Origin of the sequence: Rhodococcus wratislaviensis (genome assembly GCF_900455735.1) — a bacterium.
GTDB classification, from domain to species: Bacteria; Actinomycetota; Actinomycetes; order Mycobacteriales; family Mycobacteriaceae; genus Rhodococcus_F; species Rhodococcus_F wratislaviensis.
The window spans coordinates 222,893-239,543 of record NZ_UAUI01000026.1; the positions used below are offsets into that span (position 1 = coordinate 222,893).

Genomic DNA, 16,651 nt, shown 5'->3' on the forward strand with positions numbered 1-16,651 from the left:
CCCTCAGACGGCCACCGGGTCCTCGCCGGCGAACGTCCCGGCCAATCCGGCGAGCACGACGACGGCCGCCACCACGAACAGCAGTCCGTACGGATCGGCCGCCAGGTGCGCGGCCACGCCCACCCAGGCGGCGCCCACCGCTGAGCCACCGAAGCGGATGAGGTTGAACAGTCCCAGACCGGTTCCGACAGCGCCCGCGGGCGATCGGGTCGAACCGGCCGCGGCGGGTGTCTGGACCATGCCGATCCCCACTCCGGCGACGACGAGCACGGCGCCGATCGCGACCGGGTTCCGGACGTCGGCGGACAACGTGATCGCCAGTGCCACTTGACTACTGATCAAGACACCCAGCCCGGACCGCATCACCACTCGGGCGCCGATCCTGTCGACGAGACGCCCGACGACCGGCGCCACGCACGTCATGACGACCGGCAGCACGAAGAGCATCAGCCCCGCCTGTGTGGTCGAACTGCCCGAGCCCGTCAGGTAGAGCGGAAGCGCGAGTAGCAGGGCCCCCAGCGCGAACATCTGAGTGAAGGCGGCGAGCGCGCTACGCAGGAACCGCGATTCGATCACCAGGTCGATGGGCACGAACGGGTTCGCCGCCCGCCGGCAGTGGACCACGAATCCCGCCGTGACGACGATTCCGCCGCCGATGGTCGCGATACTGACCCAGGCGGGAACCTGCTCCTGCGAGACGGTCGTGAGGCCGAGGATCAGCAGGACCGCGCCGAGCGTGACGGCGAACGCCCCGATCACGTCGAGCCGCATCTTCTTGCCGGGGTAGCGCGGGATGTAGCGGAGGGTCGCGGCGAACCCGATCAGGGCGACCGGCACCAGTGGCACGAACGCCCACCGCCAGCCCCACCAGTCGCTGACGATTCCGCCCATGGACGGACCGACGGCCTGACCGATTCCGTTCACCGCCGCCCAGGCGCCGACGGCGCGCGCCCGCCGCGCAGGCCCGAACAGCCACGCGATCAGTCCCATGACCGCCGGCGCGAACGCGGCCGCGGCGATCCCGCCGAGCGACCGCCAGATCACGAGCACGGGCAGGGACGGCGCGAGGGCCGCGCCGAGCGAACAGACCGCCGTCCCCAGGAGGGCGGCGCAGTACACGCGCCTGCGACCGAACCGGTCCCCGATCCACCCGGCCAGCGGCATCGTCGCCGCGAAGGTGAGGAGGAATCCGACGACGACGAAGATGCCGCTGCCGAGGCCGGCGTCGAAGTCCGTGAGGATCGCGTTCAACGGGACGTTGACGATGTTGTTGCTGACGGTGCCGACGAACGTTCCGGCGAGCAGCGCCGCCAGCGCGAGCGACGTGCCGGGTCCGCGTTCGTCACCCGCGGTTGCACTCTGAGCCTGACCGACCGCCGTGTTCATAGGGTCCACTTTCATCCGAGAGTTCGCGTTCCGGCGATGCCAGTTCGCACCGGGAACCCTTGCCACAAACTTTGGTTAGGCAAGCCTAATTATGAACACAAGATTCCGTGAAATGGCTTCTGCCGAGCATTCCTTTACTTGCGCGTGACAACAAGCAATCCCGGCGAAAAATGCCGGGCACAATGCACAAATACGCTGGTTATCGATGTGCACTCTGGACGTTGACCCTGGAAAACGCCCCGCGCAGTATCACTGCACTGTGACTAGTGCCACTAGTCTGTACCTATTTCGAAGGGGCGCACTGTGGATGTAAGTCTCACCGCCGCACATTGGGTGTATCTCGGAGGAATCATTGTCATCCTCGGGACGATGCTCATGCGGAAGAACATCGTCGTCCCCGCCGTCATCGGCACCTTCCTGACCGCGTTCGTGTTCTCCGACAGCCTCGTCACCGGTCTCGCGTCGATCTTCAATGCGAGCCTCGTCGCCGCCCGCGAGCTGTTCAACATCTTCCTGATCATCTCGTTGGTGACGGCGATGCTCGGCGCCCTCCGGCAGATGGGGGCCGACCGGCTGATGGTCGCCCCGTTCCGGCGCGTCATGCGCGGCGGCACCAGCAGCTTCATCGTCCTGGCCGTCGTCACCTACACGATCTCGCTGTTCTTCTGGCCGACCCCCGCGGTTCCGTTGATCGGAGCGGTCCTCATCCCCGTCGCCATCCGCGCCGGCCTTCCCCCGATGGCGGTCGGCATGGCGATCGCCATCTGCGGGCAGGGTATGGCGCTGTCCTCGGACTACATCATCAAGGTGGCGCCGGGCCTGTCGGCGAAGTCGGCGGGCGTCGATCCGGACGTCGTCGCGGACCGCGCCCTGGTGATGTCCCTGATCGTCGGCGTCACCGCCCTCCTCATCGCCTACTTCACACAGCGCAGGCACATGCGCCGACCCGCACCGGAACTACTCTCCGACTGGGAGTCACGTGCGGAGAGCGACTTCGGCAAGCCCGTCGGCGACGCTCCCGACAGCGGTGCGACCCCCACCGGCGGCGGCGCGATCGATCGCATACCCGCCGAAGCGGCGACGAGTGCGGCGCCCCCGACGTCGACGGCTGTTCTCGCCGAACCCGTCACGGCCTCCGCACGGCAGGTCATCGACGACACGTTCAAGAGCATCCGTGCCGCAAAGACTTTCGCAGTCCTCGTCCCCACCGCCTATCTGGCGTTCATCGTCTACCTCATGGTCGGCAAGTTCACCGACCTGGTGCCCGACCTCAAGGGCGGCGACGCCGCGGCGATGGTCGGCGGCATCGCCGCGCTCATCCTGTTCGCCGCTGCCGCGACCAACGACAAGAAGGGTTTCCTCGAGACGACGTCCGAGCATCTGATCGACGGCCTGGTCTTCGCATTCAAGGCTATGGGCATCGTCATCCCGATCGCCGGATTCTTCTTCATCGGCAACGGCGACTTCTCCGCCGCCATTCTCGGGCTTCCCGCGGATGCGACCGGTCCGACGCTGCTGTTCGACCTGGTGAACGCCGCGCAGTCCCACCTGCCGCAGAACGCGTTCGTGACGTCGTTCGGGATTCTCGCCATCGGGATGATCGCGGGCCTCGAGGGCTCCGGATTCACCGGGCTGCCGCTCACCGGTTCACTCGCGGGTGCGCTCGGGCCTGCTGTCGGGATGGACCCCGCAACCCTGGCGGCGATCGGTCAGATGGGGAACATCTGGTCCGGCGGTGGAACGCTGGTCGCCTGGTCGTCGTTGATCGCGGTGGCCGGCTTCGCCCGGGTTCCCGTCCTCGAACTTGCCAGGAAGTGTTTCGTGCCCGTGGTGTCCGGCCTGGTGCTCTCCACCGCGGTGTCCGTACTGATCTTCTGACAGCTCGACGGCCTCGGTGGGCATTTCCCACCGAGGTCACGCGCGGAGTCGATCCGCATTCTCGAGGATGGCGGCACGCAGCGCCTGCTCCGGTTCGCTGAGAACACTCCGGCGGGCCTCCAGCACGAATTCGACGTCGACGCCAGGCACCCACTCGTCCCGCGACCGCATCCGCACCGGCACCAGTCCCGTGGGCGGCAGCGTCTCGGCATGGAACACGACGCCGAGCCCCGCGAGACAGGCGGCCCGCAACCCGTTCAAACTGTCCGTCACACAGGCCACCCGCGCACCGCGCCCGGATTTCTCCAGGACGTCGAGCGCCGCTTCCCTCGTGATCGACGGCGGCGGATACGTCACCAAGGGCACCGGCCCCTCTGCATCCGGAACGAAGTCTGGGGCCGAGAAGAACGCCAACCGGTCGGTCCACACCAGTTCGCCGTGCCGGTCCCCTCGGCGACGCTTCCCGAAGACCAGGTCCAGCCGGCCTTCGTGCAGTTGTCGGAACAACACTTCGCTCAACGCCACCGTCAGTTCGAGATCCACGAGCGGATGGCTGCGGCGGAACTCGCCCAGAATCCGGGGAAGCTCGTGCAGAACCAGATCTTCGGACGCCCCGAACCGGACCCGTCCGCGCACGCCGGATTGCGTGAAGTATCGCTCGGCGTCCGAGTGCCGCTCGAGTATCGACGTCGCGAAACCCACCATCACGGAGCCGTCCGCGGTCAGCTCGACCGAGTGTGTGTCCCGCAGAAACAGGCGGCGCCCGGCAGCCAGTTCCAGCTTCCCCACGTGCTGACTGACGGTGGATTGCCGCAGGTTCAGGCGCCGGGCCGCGGCGGTGAAGCTCCGGGTGCGCGCGACTGCGAGAAAGCTTCGCAGATGGACCGGATCGAACATCACCCATTGTTATCACGATTCGGCATTACAGTAAACGCACCTATCGCCTTTCGGAATATGCGCGTGTTGCTTACGGTCGAACCATGCTGACGAAGATCCCGCTGCTCGGAAGACTCGATCCCTTCATTCTCGGCATCCTGATCACCGTCGGGATCGCCAGCCTGGTCCCCGCGGACGGCACGGCCCTGACCGCGTTCACCTGGGCCACGAAGGTAGCCGTCGGGCTTCTGTTCTTCCTCTACGGCGCCCGACTGTCCACCCAGGAAGCGTTGCACGGTCTGCGTCACTGGCGTCTGCACGTCACCATCCTCGCGGCGACGTTCGTCGTCTTCCCGCTACTCGGAATGGCTGCGCGCGTGCTGGTCCCGACGATCCTGACCCAGCCGCTGTACCTGGGTCTCCTCTACGTCTGTTTGCTGCCGTCGACGGTCCAGTCGTCGATCGCCTTCGTGTCGATCGCGCGAGGCAACGTGCCCGGCGCGATCGTCAGCGCCTCGTTCTCCAATATCCTCGGCATCTTCGTCACCCCACTCCTCGTGGCATTGCTGATGACGAGCGAGGGGGCAGGCTTCGACGCGTCCTCCGCGATCGGCATCCTCGTCATGCTCCTGCTCCCGTTCATCGCCGGCCAGGCAGTGCGGCGGTGGATCGGTCCCTGGGTGAAGAAGCACGGCGCACCGCTCAAGCTCGTCGACCGGGGATCGATCCTGCTGGTCGTCTACGTCGCATTCAGTGAGGGAATGAATGAGGGCATCTGGGGCACGCTGTCCGTCGGCCGGCTCCTCGCGTTGCTCGCGGTGTGCGCGGTGCTTCTCGCGATCGTCCTGTCCGTCACCTGGTTCGGGTCGAAGCGACTCGGTTTCGACCGGGCCGATCAGATCACGATCACGTTCTGTGGGTCGAAGAAGAGCCTCGCCACCGGTCTTCCGATGGCCACCGTCCTGTTCGCCAGCCAGCCGATCGGCTTGATCGTGCTGCCGCTCATGCTGTTCCATCAACTGCAACTGCTGGTGTGCGCGTGGATGGCGGGCCGGCTGGCCCGACGCGCCGCCACCGAGGAGACGGAACTCGCGACCAGCTCGAGCTAGCCGGGAATCAGTCGGCCAGCACGGCCTTCAGGAAGGTCTTGGTCCGCTCGTTCTTCGGCGCAGTGAAGATCGTTGCCGGGTCGCCTTCCTCCACGATCCGCCCGGCGTCGAACATCATCACCCGGTTCGACACGTCCCGCGCGAACTGCATCTCGTGCGTGACGATCAGCATCGTGATGTCCGTGGTGCGCGCGACGTTCCTCAGCACGTCGAGGACGTCCGCCACCAACTCCGGATCCAGCGCCGACGTGACCTCGTCGAGCAGCAGAATGTCGGGATCCATGGCCAGCGCCCTCGCGATCGCGACCCGTTGCTGCTGGCCGCCGGACAGTTGCGTCGGGTGCGCGGTCTCCTTGTCCGAAAGACCGACCGTCTCGAGTAACTCGCGTGCCCGCTGCACGGCCGCGGCCTTGTCCATCCCGAGCACATGGATCGGCGCCTCGGTGATGTTCTCGATGACGTTCATGTTGGGGAACAGGTTGAACTGCTGGAAGACCATGCCGATCCGGCGTCGTATCCGGCGCACGTACTTCTCCGACGCCGGCACGAGTTTGCTTCCCTTCTCCTCGTGCGTCAGAGGTGTCCCGTCCACCCAGATGACGCCGTCGTTCACCTTCTCGAGGGTCATGAGCAGTCGCAGGATCGTCGTCTTGCCCGAACCGCTCGGACCGATCAGGGTCACCCGGTCGCCGCGCGCGACCTGGAAGTCCAGGTGGTCGAGCACTACGTGGTCGCCGAACTGCTTCACGACGTCGTCGAATCGGATCATCGGGGTTGCTGTGCTCGCGTCATCGGGCAAGACGTCTCTCCAATCGCCGTATGAGCAGGGACGTCGGATAGCTGGCGACCAGGAAGATCACACCCGCCAGCGTCAATGGTTCAAGGTATTGGAAATGCCGGGCGCCGAACTGCTGCGCGGCCGTCACCATCTCCACCACCGTGATGGCGAACAGGAACGGGGTGTCCTTGAACATCGACACGGCATAGTTGCCCAGCGCCGGGACGACGCGGCGGATGGCCTGCGGCAGGATGATCGCCCGCCACGTCCGAGTGGGCGCGATGGACAACGCCCGCGCCGCCTCCCACTGGCCGACGGGCACCGCTTCGATACCCGCCCGGTACACCTCGGCCATGTACGTCGAATAGTGGATTCCGAGTACGACGACACCGATCTGCAGCGGCGACAGTCCGGTGAACGTGTAGTACACGAACAGCAGTTGCACGACGAGCGGGGTCAGCCGGATGAACTCGCTGACCGCGCGGACCGGGACACTCACCCACCGCGGTGCGGCCTGCCGGATCAACGCGATGACGAGTCCCAGAATGACCGAGATCAGGAACCCGAGAACGGTCGCGATCAGGGTGATCTTGAAACCGTCGAGCAGCACGGGCAGTGCCTCGAATGCGCGATCCCAACTCCACTGGACGCTCATTGCTTCGCCGCCTCCAGTCCCCGCGGATCGGAGGGCGCGAGGCTGAAGATCTCACGCAGGGACGGCCCCGTGCCGAGGCGGTTCTTCGCCCGCACCTCCAGTGCGTTCATCACCAGTGTCAGCACGTAGCCGATGACGAAGTAGATGACGAGCCCGACGCCGAACGCGAAGAGGGTGTTTCCGGTCGTCTGCCGGAGTTGGTCGATTTCGAAGGTCAAGTCCTGCAGCAGGATATAGCTCGCGAGGGCCGTGCCCTTGAGGAGCTGGATCAGAAGGTTCGTCAGCGGAGGAATCATCTCGGCCCAGGCCTGGGGGAAGACCACCCGGCGTAACCGCTGCCAGTGACTGAAGTCCAGTGCCGTGGCCGCTTCCCACTGCGATTGCGGCACCGAGTTGATCGCGCCGCGCACCACCTCGGCACCGTAGGCGCCGTAGTTCAGCCCCAGCGCAAGGATCCCGCAGAGCACCGGGTCGATGAGGTAGCCGAACAGCGGAACCACGTAGAACAGCCAGAAGAGCTGCACCAACAGCGAAGTTCCCCGGAAGAATTCGATGAACGCGCGAGCCGATCCCCTGATCACGATGCTGTGCGCACGGGCGGCCAACCCGAGCGCGAGCGCGAGTACGAACGCGAGGAGGGCGCCGCCTGCCGTCAGCTGGAGTGTGACGACGATGCCTTCCTGGATGCTCGGCCACGCATCCAGCAGGGCGTCGATATTCCCCTTCACAGGCAGTAGACCTCTACGACGATCAGCCGGCGCCGCCGCAGAGTTTGGCGGTCGTCAGGTTCGGATCGGGCAGTTCCTCCGCGGTGAATCCGAACGGTCCGACGATGGAAAGGTACTTGTCCTTGTCGGAGGTGATCTTGGCCAGTTCGGCGTTGTAGGCGTCCCGCAACTCGGTGTCTTCCTTGCGGAAGACCGTGCCGCCGGCACCGACCTGGGGTACCCCGTCGATCTCGGCGACGAAGGAATTCGTCACTTCCACCGGGGCCTGCGGGTTGTTCTGCGCCAGCCAGTTCAGTGAGATCCCGGTGAGCGCAAAGACATCCGCTCGCCCGTTGGCGACGGCGTCCATTCCGTCTTGCGGCGACGCCACCTGCATCGCATCGATCCCGAGTTGCTGCGCGTAGTCCGATTCGATCGCCCCGGTCATCGCGGCCATCCGCACCCCACTCTGCTGCACCGACTGCATATCGGTGAGCTTCGCGGGATTGCCCTTCGGCACCATCAGTGCGGTCGTGTAGTTGAACTCCGGCTCACTGAACGCTGCCTGCTCGCACCGCTGCGGGAGGATCGACATTCCGGCGCTGACGACGTCGAAGCGGCGGGCCTGCAGTCCGGGAATGAGCGCTCCGAAGTCGGTGCTCACGCCCTCGACGTTGTCGATGCCCAGGTTCTTGAAGATCTCGCGGTGCAGGGCCACGGTGGCGCCGGTCAACTGACCATCCTGCTCGAAGCTGTACGGCGCCTCGCCGGCGAAGCCGACGGTGACCGTTCCGCTGTCCTGCAGTTGCTGGAGGAGCGATCCGCCACTGGTCGTGTCGGTTTTCGTGCACCCCGCCAGGGAGCCGGCGGCCACCATCATGCCTGCGAAGGCGACAGCCGCTCTGACCGCCGGACGTTGTTTCGACATCGTGCTCGTCACCACAGATTCCCTTCGTCACCTCGGGTGATCCGGGAGGACGCGCACCGCACGGCACGATCCCAACGGATCTGCCCGGGCCACGTTACGCAGGCGAAGGATCTGCCATAGGGGAACCGGGGGGACGTTACCGCAGCGTTATCAAAGTCGCGGTCGGCGAAGTCTCCGGGAATGCCGAAAGCCCCCCAACAAGGTTGGGGGGCTTTCGGTAACGGATGTTCGGCGGTGTCCTACTCTCCCACACCCTGTCGGGTGCAGTACCATCGGCGCTGGAGGGCTTAGCTTCCGGGTTCGGAATGGGACCGGGCGTTTCCCCTCCGCTATGGCCGCCGTAACTCTATGAAACTGTCACACGGAACATCAGCGAAGACACACAACAACCGGTGTTGTTGGTGGTGTTCTTCTTTCTTCTGTTCTGAAACGTGTGTGTTGTTTCAGATACTGCACAGTGGACGCGTAGCTTCTTTGTGGTAAGTCCTCGGCCTATTAGTACCAGTCACCTGCATCCGTTACCGGACTTCCAGTTCTGGCCTATCAACCCGGTGGTCTGCCGGGGGCCTTACCCCCTCGAGGGGGTGAGAAACCTCATCTTGGAACAGGCTTCCCGCTTAGATGCTTTCAGCGGTTATCCCTTCCGAACGTAGCTAACCAGCGGTGCTCCTGGTGGAACAACTGGCACACCAGAGGTTCGTCCGTCCCGGTCCTCTCGTACTAGGGACAGCCTTCCTCAAGTTTCTAACGCGCGCGGCGGATAGAGACCGAACTGTCTCACGACGTTCTAAACCCAGCTCGCGTGCCGCTTTAATGGGCGAACAGCCCAACCCTTGGGACCTACTCCAGCCCCAGGATGCGACGAGCCGACATCGAGGTGCCAAACCATCCCGTCGATATGGACTCTTGGGGAAGATCAGCCTGTTATCCCCGGGGTACCTTTTATCCGTTGAGCGACACCGCTTCCACTTGCCGGTGCCGGATCACTAGTCCCGACTTTCGTCCCTGCTCGACCTGTCAGTCTCACAGTCAAGCTCCCTTGTGCACTTGCACTCGACACCTGATTGCCAACCAGGCTGAGGGAACCTTTGGGCGCCTCCGTTACATTTTGGGAGGCAACCGCCCCAGTTAAACTACCCACCAGGCACTGTCCCTGAACCAGATCATGGTCCGAGGTTAGAGGTCCAATACGATCAGAGTGGTATTTCAACAACGACTCCACACTCACTGGCGTGAGCGCTTCACAGTCTCCCACCTATCCTACACAAACCGAACCGAACACCAATACCAAGCTGTAGTGAAGGTCCCGGGGTCTTTTCGTCCTGCCGCGCGTAACGAGCATCTTTACTCGTAATGCAATTTCGCCGAGTCTATGGTTGAGACAGCTGAGAAGTCGTTACGCCATTCGTGCAGGTCGGAACTTACCCGACAAGGAATTTCGCTACCTTAGGATGGTTATAGTTACCACCGCCGTTTACTGGGGCTTAAATTCTCAGCTTCGCCACCGAAGTGGCTAACCGGTCCTCTTAACCTTCCAGCACCGGGCAGGCGTCAGTCCGTATACATCGTCTTACGACTTCGCACGGACCTGTGTTTTTAGTAAACAGTCGCTTCTCACTGGTCTCTGCGGCCCCACCCAGCTCACACTGCAAGAGTGATCACCGGACGAGGCCCCCCTTCTCCCGAAGTTACGGGGGCATTTTGCCGAGTTCCTTAACCATAGTTATCTCGATCGCCTTAGTATTCTCTACCTGACCACCTGTGTCGGTTTGGGGTACGGGCCGTGTGAAAGCTCGCTAGAGGCTTTTCTCGGCAGCATAGGATCACTGAATTCGCCTCATTCGGCTATGCGTCACCTCTCAGGCTTAATGAATGGCGGATTTGCCTACCATTCGCCCTACAGGCTTACACCAGTATTACCACTGACTGGCTCAGCTACCTTCCTGCGTCACCCCATCGCTTGGCTACTACCAGATCAGGTCCCATGCATCCACATCCAGGGCCCCCGAAGGGGCGTAAGGACGCTTCAGGATGGTTAGTATCACTGATTCACCAGGGGCGCGTTCACACGGGTACGGGAATATCAACCCGTTGTCCATCGGCTACGCCTGTCGGCCTCGTCTTAGGTCCCGACTCACCCTGGGCGGATTAACCTGGCCCAGGAACCCTTGGTCATTCGGCGGACGAGTTTCTCACTCGTCTTTCGCTACTCATGCCTGCATTCTCACTCGTGTGGCCTCCACGGCTGGGTCACCCCGCCGCTTCCATGGCCACACGACGCTCCCCTACCCATCCACACCACTGCCCAAGACTCCGCAGAATCAAGGGGGTGCATTGTGTGAATGCCGCAGCTTCGGTGGTGTACTTGAGCCCCGCTACATTGTCGGCGCAGGATCACTTGACCAGTGAGCTATTACGCACTCTTTCAAGGGTGGCTGCTTCTAAGCCAACCTCCTGGTTGTCTTCGCGACCCCACATCCTTTTCCACTTAGTACACGCTTAGGGACCTTAGCTGGCGATCTGGGCTGTTTCCCTCTCGACTACGAACCTTATCGCCCGCAGTCTCACTGCCGCGCTCTCACTCACCGGCATTCGGAGTTTGGCTGATTTCGGTAAGCTTGTGGGCCCCCTAGACCATCCAGTAGCTCTACCTCCGGTGAGAAACACGCGACGCTGCACCTAAATGCATTTCGGGGAGAACCAGCTATCACGGAGTTTGATTGGCCTTTCACCCCTACCCACAGCTCATCCCCTCAGTTTTCAACCTAAGTGGGTTCGGTCCTCCACGACGTCTTACCGTCGCTTCAACCTGGCCATGGGTAGATCACTCCGCTTCGGGTCTAGAACATGCCACTACAACGCCCTATTCGGACTCGCTTTCGCTACGGCTACCCCACACGGGTTAACCTCGCGACATGCCACTAACTCGCAGGCTCATTCTTCAAAAGGCACGCCATCACCCCCAGCAGCAAGCTGCTCGAAGGCTTTGACGGATTGTAAGCGCACGGTTTCAGGTACTATTTCACTCCCCTCCCGGGGTACTTTTCACCTTTCCCTCACGGTACTAGTCCGCTATCGGTCACCAGGGAGTATTCAGGCTTATCGGGTGGTCCCGACAGATTCACACCAGATTTCACGGGCCCGGTGCTACTTGGGTTTCCATCACGACAGTCATCATGTTTTCGTGTACGGGACTCTCACCCTCTACGACAGGCCGTTCCAGACCACTTCCACTAACACAATGATTTCTTACTGTCGGCCAACACGGCAGCATTGACAAGATGAACCCCACAACCCCACGAATGCAACACCTGCCGGCTATCACACATCCATGGTTTAGCCTCTTCCGCTTTCGCTCGCCACTACTCACGGAATCACTATTGTTTTCTCTTCCTGTGGGTACTGAGATGTTTCACTTCCCCACGTTCCCTCCACACACCCTATATATTCAGGTGCGGGTAACACGACATCACTCGTGCTGGGTTTCCCCATTCGGACATCCTCGGATCTCAGCTCGGTTGACAGCTCCCCGAGGCTTATCGCAGCCTCCTACGTCCTTCATCGGCTCCTGGTGCCAAGGCATCCACCGTACGCTCTTCATTACTTACAACAAAGATGCTCGCGTCCACTGTGCAGTTCTCAAACAACACACAACCAACCACCCACACAGACACCAGACCAGAAAAAACACACCCTCACGGGCACGCCCTCCTGCGGTATGACCTGCAGTGCTTGCTTGTCGTCACTTTCCTGTAGAGGAAACACTTACGTGTTCTCTCAGGACCCAACAGTGCATCGATATAACTCTTCTCCCACCGGCACTCGGGCCGGCAGCAGTGAAAAGAATGTGTGTCAGTGTTCCACCCATGAGCGTCTGCCGTTCCACATGTGGGAACGAAACAGTCTCTGCCAGAGGAGAAATCAACCTGTGTTGATCTCCTGCTGGAGATGTGCTCCTTAGAAAGGAGGTGATCCAGCCGCACCTTCCGGTACGGCTACCTTGTTACGACTTCGTCCCAATCGCCGATCCCACCTTCGACGGCTCCCTCCCACAAGGGGTTAGGCCACCGGCTTCGGGTGTTACCGACTTTCATGACGTGACGGGCGGTGTGTACAAGGCCCGGGAACGTATTCACCGCAGCGTTGCTGATCTGCGATTACTAGCGACTCCGACTTCACGGGGTCGAGTTGCAGACCCCGATCCGAACTGAGACCGGCTTTAAGGGATTCGCTCCACCTCACGGTATCGCAGCCCTCTGTACCGGCCATTGTAGCATGTGTGAAGCCCTGGACATAAGGGGCATGATGACTTGACGTCGTCCCCACCTTCCTCCGAGTTGACCCCGGCAGTCTCTTACGAGTCCCCACCATTACGTGCTGGCAACATAAGACAAGGGTTGCGCTCGTTGCGGGACTTAACCCAACATCTCACGACACGAGCTGACGACAGCCATGCACCACCTGTATACCGACCACAAGGGGGGCCGTATCTCTACGGCTTTCCGGTATATGTCAAACCCAGGTAAGGTTCTTCGCGTTGCATCGAATTAATCCACATGCTCCGCCGCTTGTGCGGGCCCCCGTCAATTCCTTTGAGTTTTAGCCTTGCGGCCGTACTCCCCAGGCGGGGCGCTTAATGCGTTAGCTACGGCACGGATCCCGTGGAAGGAAACCCACACCTAGCGCCCACCGTTTACGGCGTGGACTACCAGGGTATCTAATCCTGTTCGCTACCCACGCTTTCGCTCCTCAGCGTCAGTTACTGCCCAGAGACCCGCCTTCGCCACCGGTGTTCCTCCTGATATCTGCGCATTTCACCGCTACACCAGGAATTCCAGTCTCCCCTGCAGTACTCAAGTCTGCCCGTATCGCCTGCAAGCTCGAGGTTGAGCCTCGAGTTTTCACAGACGACGCGACAAACCGCCTACGAGCTCTTTACGCCCAGTAATTCCGGACAACGCTTGCACCCTACGTATTACCGCGGCTGCTGGCACGTAGTTGGCCGGTGCTTCTTCTGCAGGTACCGTCACTTTCGCTTCGTCCCTGCTGAAAGAGGTTTACAACCCGAAGGCCGTCATCCCTCACGCGGCGTCGCTGCATCAGGCTTTCGCCCATTGTGCAATATTCCCCACTGCTGCCTCCCGTAGGAGTCTGGGCCGTGTCTCAGTCCCAGTGTGGCCGGTCACCCTCTCAGGTCGGCTACCCGTCGTCGCCTTGGTAGGCCATTACCCCACCAACAAGCTGATAGGCCGCGGGCCCATCCTGCACCAGTAAACCTTTCCACCCTCAGCCATGCAGCCGAAGGTCATATCCGGTATTAGACCCAGTTTCCCAGGCTTATCCCGAAGTGCAGGGCAGATCACCCACGTGTTACTCACCCGTTCGCCGCTCGTGTACCCCGAAGGGCCTTACCGCTCGACTTGCATGTGTTAAGCACGCCGCCAGCGTTCGTCCTGAGCCAGGATCAAACTCTCCGTTGAAGACTCTAGATTTCACAGGCGAACCTGCCAATCAGTCATAGACATCGAGTCAAATCACTAGCAATCAAAAACTCAAACTAGCATTTCAAACACTGACCCCCCTCCGACGGAAGAAGGAGAAGAGCCAGCAAATACCCACACCACCAACACCCCGAAACCCGAAGGCCCCGAAAGCAATCCGTGATGCGGAGTACCAAAAACATTTGGCACTGACATTCATCGACACACTGTTGAGTTCTCAAAGAACACGCACACACCATCACTACCGAAGTCTCAACTTCGGCCGCTCCGGGGCAACCGTTCCATCTTATCCTACCAGCCTCACCGGCGCAAGCCGAGACGCTGATCAGAATCTAACCGGGATGGAAGCACCACCGTACACGACGGTGAACCTCCGATGTACCAGGCGCCTTCGTCCAACCTCGTGTCCCCCGCCTTCCGGCCGGGGTCGGTGTCCGTGTCGCTCTGACCTGGAATAAGTTACGCGAAGGGAAACAAGAACACCAAATCGCCAGGTCAACCGCGTGAAACCGGCGATTCAGGGCACCCAGTACTTGGCAGCCAGCTCCTCGATCACCACATCACCGTCCGAGGCCTGCTCCAAAGCCGCGAGGTCGGCGTCGATGGAAACCAATCGTGGATCGTCCCCCTCCGCCTCCTGGACTGGGTGCCCCCCGTCCTCGGCCAGCTGACGCAACAGCTTCTCGCGCACCCGGTCCTTCAGCGAATCGCTCATATCGAAATCATGACCGCGCGGCGGTGGGTTGTCGAGAGTGCACCGAACTCACTCCTCGGTCTCGTCCGGAGCCTTCACGTTGTCGCTCTTGCCGAAGACTCGCAGCGCGGTCGGAATGAGGACGATCAGCGCGCCCAGGATCGCGATCAACGAAAAGACCTGCATTGCCATCTGTGAACCGACTCTCTGTTTCGTGCCCGCGGCGACCAGGTGTCAGGCCGGCGCGAGCCAGCTTCCCCAAGATGTGTTCCTGGTGACGGTAAACGCCGCAAGGAAAATGAGCACACCGACTGTCACTCGCGGACCGAACACGATCGTGCGATCGCGTTTCCCTCGCCATCGGCGACGTGCCCATCCGATCCAGGCGAACACCATCACCGCGATGAACGGGACGATGAGAACATTGCCGGCCACAGCCGCGCCGATGTCGAGGTTGGTGAGGTCGTGCACGGCCCTCAGTCCGCCACAGGCCGGGCACCACCACCCGGTCAGGGCGTAGACCGGACAGAAGCCGTACGAACCGGGCTGATGCGGATCACGGAAGTGGAGGATCGTGGCGGCGAGAACGGCGCCGGCGGCTACAGCGGCGGGTGCGCCGAGTGCGCGCACACCGACCGCCGGCGTCGTCGGAGTTCCGTTCTGAGTATCCACGGCTCCAGTGTTCACGATTCTCCCGGTCTCCGGTGCCTGCGCTCTGGTCCTCGGTGACACCGTCCCCGCATCACGTGAACGATCCCGGAGACGACTCTGGCCCTTCCCGACTGATCGGGAAGGGCCAGAGAACCGCTGAGCTGCCTGAGAGAATCGAACTCTCGACCTTTTCATTACGAGTGAAATGCTCTACCGACTGAGCTAAGGCAGCGGTGCCTTTCGGCGGTGGCGAGTCTAGCGCCTCAACCCCGAGTATGCGAAAACGGCTCCCTGAACGCGTCGCCGAGTGTGGCCACCATGGCGTCGACAGCCCACTGCGGTTTGACATTGACGGTGATCGCTTCGCGGCACTCGAGGATGGCTTCGATGCACTTCAGGAGCCCTTCCGGGGTTGTCCGCGAGGCGAGGTCGGCCGCCCGATCCGCCATGTCCGGGTGGTTCGCGGCCGCGTTCGATTTCCATGCGACGGCAAGCGCGTCGCGGTAGAGGCCGGCCAGATCGATCAATGCACGGTCGAGTGCGTCACGGCCCGTGCGAGTGGCCCGGGACTTCTGGCGCTTCTCGAGATCCTTCAGCACGCCGGCCGAACCTCGCAGAGCTCCGGCCGCACCCTTGCCGGTGCCGCCCGCCCCCAGCGCGGTGCGCAATTCCTCGGTCTCCTGCTCGTCCCTGGACGCGCTCATCTCCTTCGCCTCCGCGTCGGCGGAACGCACGAGTTCCTCGGCCGCGGCGAACGCGGTGGCGGGCCGCAGCGCCGCGACGGCGAGATCCAGAGCGTCCTTACGGCGCACCTTGGCATTGAGATCCGTCGCGAGACGTCGGGCGCGCCCGACGTGACCGCCGCTGATCGAGGCGGCCAGCTGCGCATCGGCGGGGTCCAGGCCGTCCCGCTCGCGCAGGACCTTGGCGATGGAGTCGGCCGACGGGGTCACGAGATGGATGTGCCGGCAGCGCGACCGCAGCGTCACGGAGATGTCCTGCGGGTCGACGGAGGGCGCACACAACAGGAACACGGTGCGGTCCGGCGGCTCCTCCACCACTTTCAGGAGAGCGTTGGCCGCACCCTCGGTGAGCCGGTCCGCGTCCTCGACGACCACGATCTGCCAACGCCCCGTGCTCGGCCGGCGAGCGGCGGTCTGCACGATGGCGCGCATTTCCTTGACGCTGATGCTCAGGCCCTCGGGGACGACCTGCCGGACGTCTCCGTGGGTACCGGCCATCGCGGTAGTGCAGGCGTGGCACACGCCGCAGCCGGGCACGCCGTCGCTGGTGCATTGGAGTGCGGCGGCGAAACATTGCGCGGCCACCGACCTACCCGATCCGGGCGGGCCCGTGAACAGCCACGAATGCGTCATCGAGGAGCCCATCGCACCGACTCCACGACGGGCGGCAGTCGCCGCGGCCGTCAGCTCGGCCTCGACGTCCTCCTGGCCCACCAACCGGTCGAATACCGTCACCGCGCCAGCC

General features: G+C 62.6%; 12 protein-coding genes, 1 tRNA gene and 3 rRNA genes. 2 read left to right on the forward strand and 14 right to left on the reverse strand.

Translation table 11 applies throughout. The features are described 5' to 3' along the window. Positions 1–3: 3 nt before the first annotated feature. Positions 4–1,386, reverse strand: a complete 1,383-nt coding sequence (locus DTA22_RS31545; protein ID WP_112302049.1) for an MFS transporter — start codon at positions 1,384–1,386, stop codon at positions 4–6. Positions 1,387–1,689: 303 nt separating this feature from the next. Between DTA22_RS31545 and DTA22_RS31550 the strand changes: the two genes are divergently transcribed. Beyond that, entirely contained in the window at positions 1,690–3,264 is a 1,575-nt protein-coding gene (locus DTA22_RS31550) for a hypothetical protein (RefSeq protein WP_112302050.1), read from the forward strand. Between the two features lie 36 nt (positions 3,265–3,300). Here DTA22_RS31550 and DTA22_RS31555 read toward each other — a convergent pair whose 3' ends face one another. After that, positions 3,301–4,161, reverse strand: a complete 861-nt coding sequence (locus DTA22_RS31555) for a LysR family transcriptional regulator (RefSeq protein WP_112302051.1) — start codon at positions 4,159–4,161, stop codon at positions 3,301–3,303. An 83-nt stretch (positions 4,162–4,244) separates the two neighbouring features. Between DTA22_RS31555 and DTA22_RS31560 the strand changes: the two genes are divergently transcribed. After that, positions 4,245–5,249, forward strand: a complete 1,005-nt coding sequence (locus DTA22_RS31560; protein WP_112302052.1) for a bile acid:sodium symporter family protein — start codon at positions 4,245–4,247, stop codon at positions 5,247–5,249. Positions 5,250–5,256: 7 nt separating this feature from the next. On the opposite strand, the gene ehuA is transcribed toward DTA22_RS31560, so the two are convergent. From ehuA to DTA22_RS31615, 12 genes are all read right to left on the reverse strand, one after another. After that, positions 5,257–6,018, reverse strand: coding sequence for an ectoine/hydroxyectoine ABC transporter ATP-binding protein EhuA (gene ehuA / locus DTA22_RS31565; RefSeq protein ID WP_112302053.1), 762 nt, complete (start codon positions 6,016–6,018; stop codon positions 5,257–5,259). A gap of 19 nt (positions 6,019–6,037) precedes the next feature. Beyond that, positions 6,038–6,682: an ectoine/hydroxyectoine ABC transporter permease subunit EhuD gene (gene ehuD / locus DTA22_RS31570; RefSeq protein ID WP_112302054.1), complete on the reverse strand. Its 645-nt coding sequence runs from the start codon at positions 6,680–6,682 to the stop codon at positions 6,038–6,040. Then, the gene (ehuC, locus tag DTA22_RS31575) at positions 6,679–7,410 is read right to left on the reverse strand and encodes an ectoine/hydroxyectoine ABC transporter permease subunit EhuC (RefSeq protein ID WP_112302055.1); all 732 of its coding nucleotides are present in this window, start codon (positions 7,408–7,410) and stop codon (positions 6,679–6,681) included. Before ehuC ends, ehuD begins: the two co-directional genes overlap by 4 nt. Positions 7,411–7,432: 22 nt before the next feature. Beyond that, on the reverse strand, positions 7,433–8,317 hold the full coding sequence (gene ehuB, locus DTA22_RS31580) for an ectoine/hydroxyectoine ABC transporter substrate-binding protein EhuB (RefSeq protein WP_011596789.1): 885 nt from the start codon (positions 8,315–8,317) through the stop codon (positions 7,433–7,435). 226 nt (positions 8,318–8,543) lie between these two features. Next, positions 8,544–8,660, reverse strand: a 5S ribosomal RNA gene (gene rrf / locus DTA22_RS31585). A 132-nt stretch (positions 8,661–8,792) separates the two neighbouring features. After that, positions 8,793–11,927 (reverse strand): 23S ribosomal RNA (locus DTA22_RS31590). A gap of 351 nt (positions 11,928–12,278) precedes the next feature. Then, a 16S ribosomal RNA gene (locus DTA22_RS31595) occupies positions 12,279–13,797 on the reverse strand. Together the 16S, 23S and 5S rRNA genes form the textbook arrangement of a ribosomal RNA operon. Positions 13,798–14,335: 538 nt before the next feature. Further along, positions 14,336–14,533, reverse strand: coding sequence for a hypothetical protein (locus DTA22_RS31600; protein WP_005568355.1), 198 nt, complete (start codon positions 14,531–14,533; stop codon positions 14,336–14,338). A 48-nt stretch (positions 14,534–14,581) separates the two neighbouring features. Beyond that, positions 14,582–14,704, reverse strand: a complete 123-nt coding sequence (locus DTA22_RS36910) for a hypothetical protein (RefSeq protein ID WP_005248443.1) — start codon at positions 14,702–14,704, stop codon at positions 14,582–14,584. A 42-nt stretch (positions 14,705–14,746) separates the two neighbouring features. Next, positions 14,747–15,184: a DUF2752 domain-containing protein gene (locus DTA22_RS31605; protein WP_112302056.1), complete on the reverse strand. Its 438-nt coding sequence runs from the start codon at positions 15,182–15,184 to the stop codon at positions 14,747–14,749. Positions 15,185–15,322: 138 nt separating this feature from the next. Then, positions 15,323–15,395, reverse strand: a tRNA-Thr gene (locus DTA22_RS31610). Positions 15,396–15,426: 31 nt separating this feature from the next. Next, a complete protein-coding gene (locus DTA22_RS31615; RefSeq protein ID WP_037228875.1) occupies positions 15,427–16,641 on the reverse strand; it encodes a DNA polymerase III subunit delta' in 1,215 nt (404 codons plus the stop codon). Positions 16,642–16,651 lie beyond the last annotated feature (10 nt).

Coding starts and splice junctions, on each gene's coding strand:
- DTA22_RS31545 (WP_112302049.1), bottom strand. CDS start 1,386: ATGAACACGGCGGTCGGTCAGGCTCAGAGTGCAACCGCGGGTGACGAA.
- DTA22_RS31560 (WP_112302052.1), top strand. CDS start 4,245: ATGCTGACGAAGATCCCGCTGCTCGGAAGACTCGATCCCTTCATTCTC.
- ehuB (WP_011596789.1), bottom strand. CDS start 8,317: ATGTCGAAACAACGTCCGGCGGTCAGAGCGGCTGTCGCCTTCGCAGGC.
- DTA22_RS31555 (WP_112302051.1), bottom strand. CDS start 4,161: ATGTTCGATCCGGTCCATCTGCGAAGCTTTCTCGCAGTCGCGCGCACC.
- ehuD (WP_112302054.1), bottom strand. CDS start 6,682: ATGAGCGTCCAGTGGAGTTGGGATCGCGCATTCGAGGCACTGCCCGTG.
- ehuA (WP_112302053.1), bottom strand. CDS start 6,018: ATGATCCGATTCGACGACGTCGTGAAGCAGTTCGGCGACCACGTAGTG.
- DTA22_RS36910 (WP_005248443.1), bottom strand. CDS start 14,704: ATGGCAATGCAGGTCTTTTCGTTGATCGCGATCCTGGGCGCGCTGATC.
- DTA22_RS31600 (WP_005568355.1), bottom strand. CDS start 14,533: ATGAGCGATTCGCTGAAGGACCGGGTGCGCGAGAAGCTGTTGCGTCAG.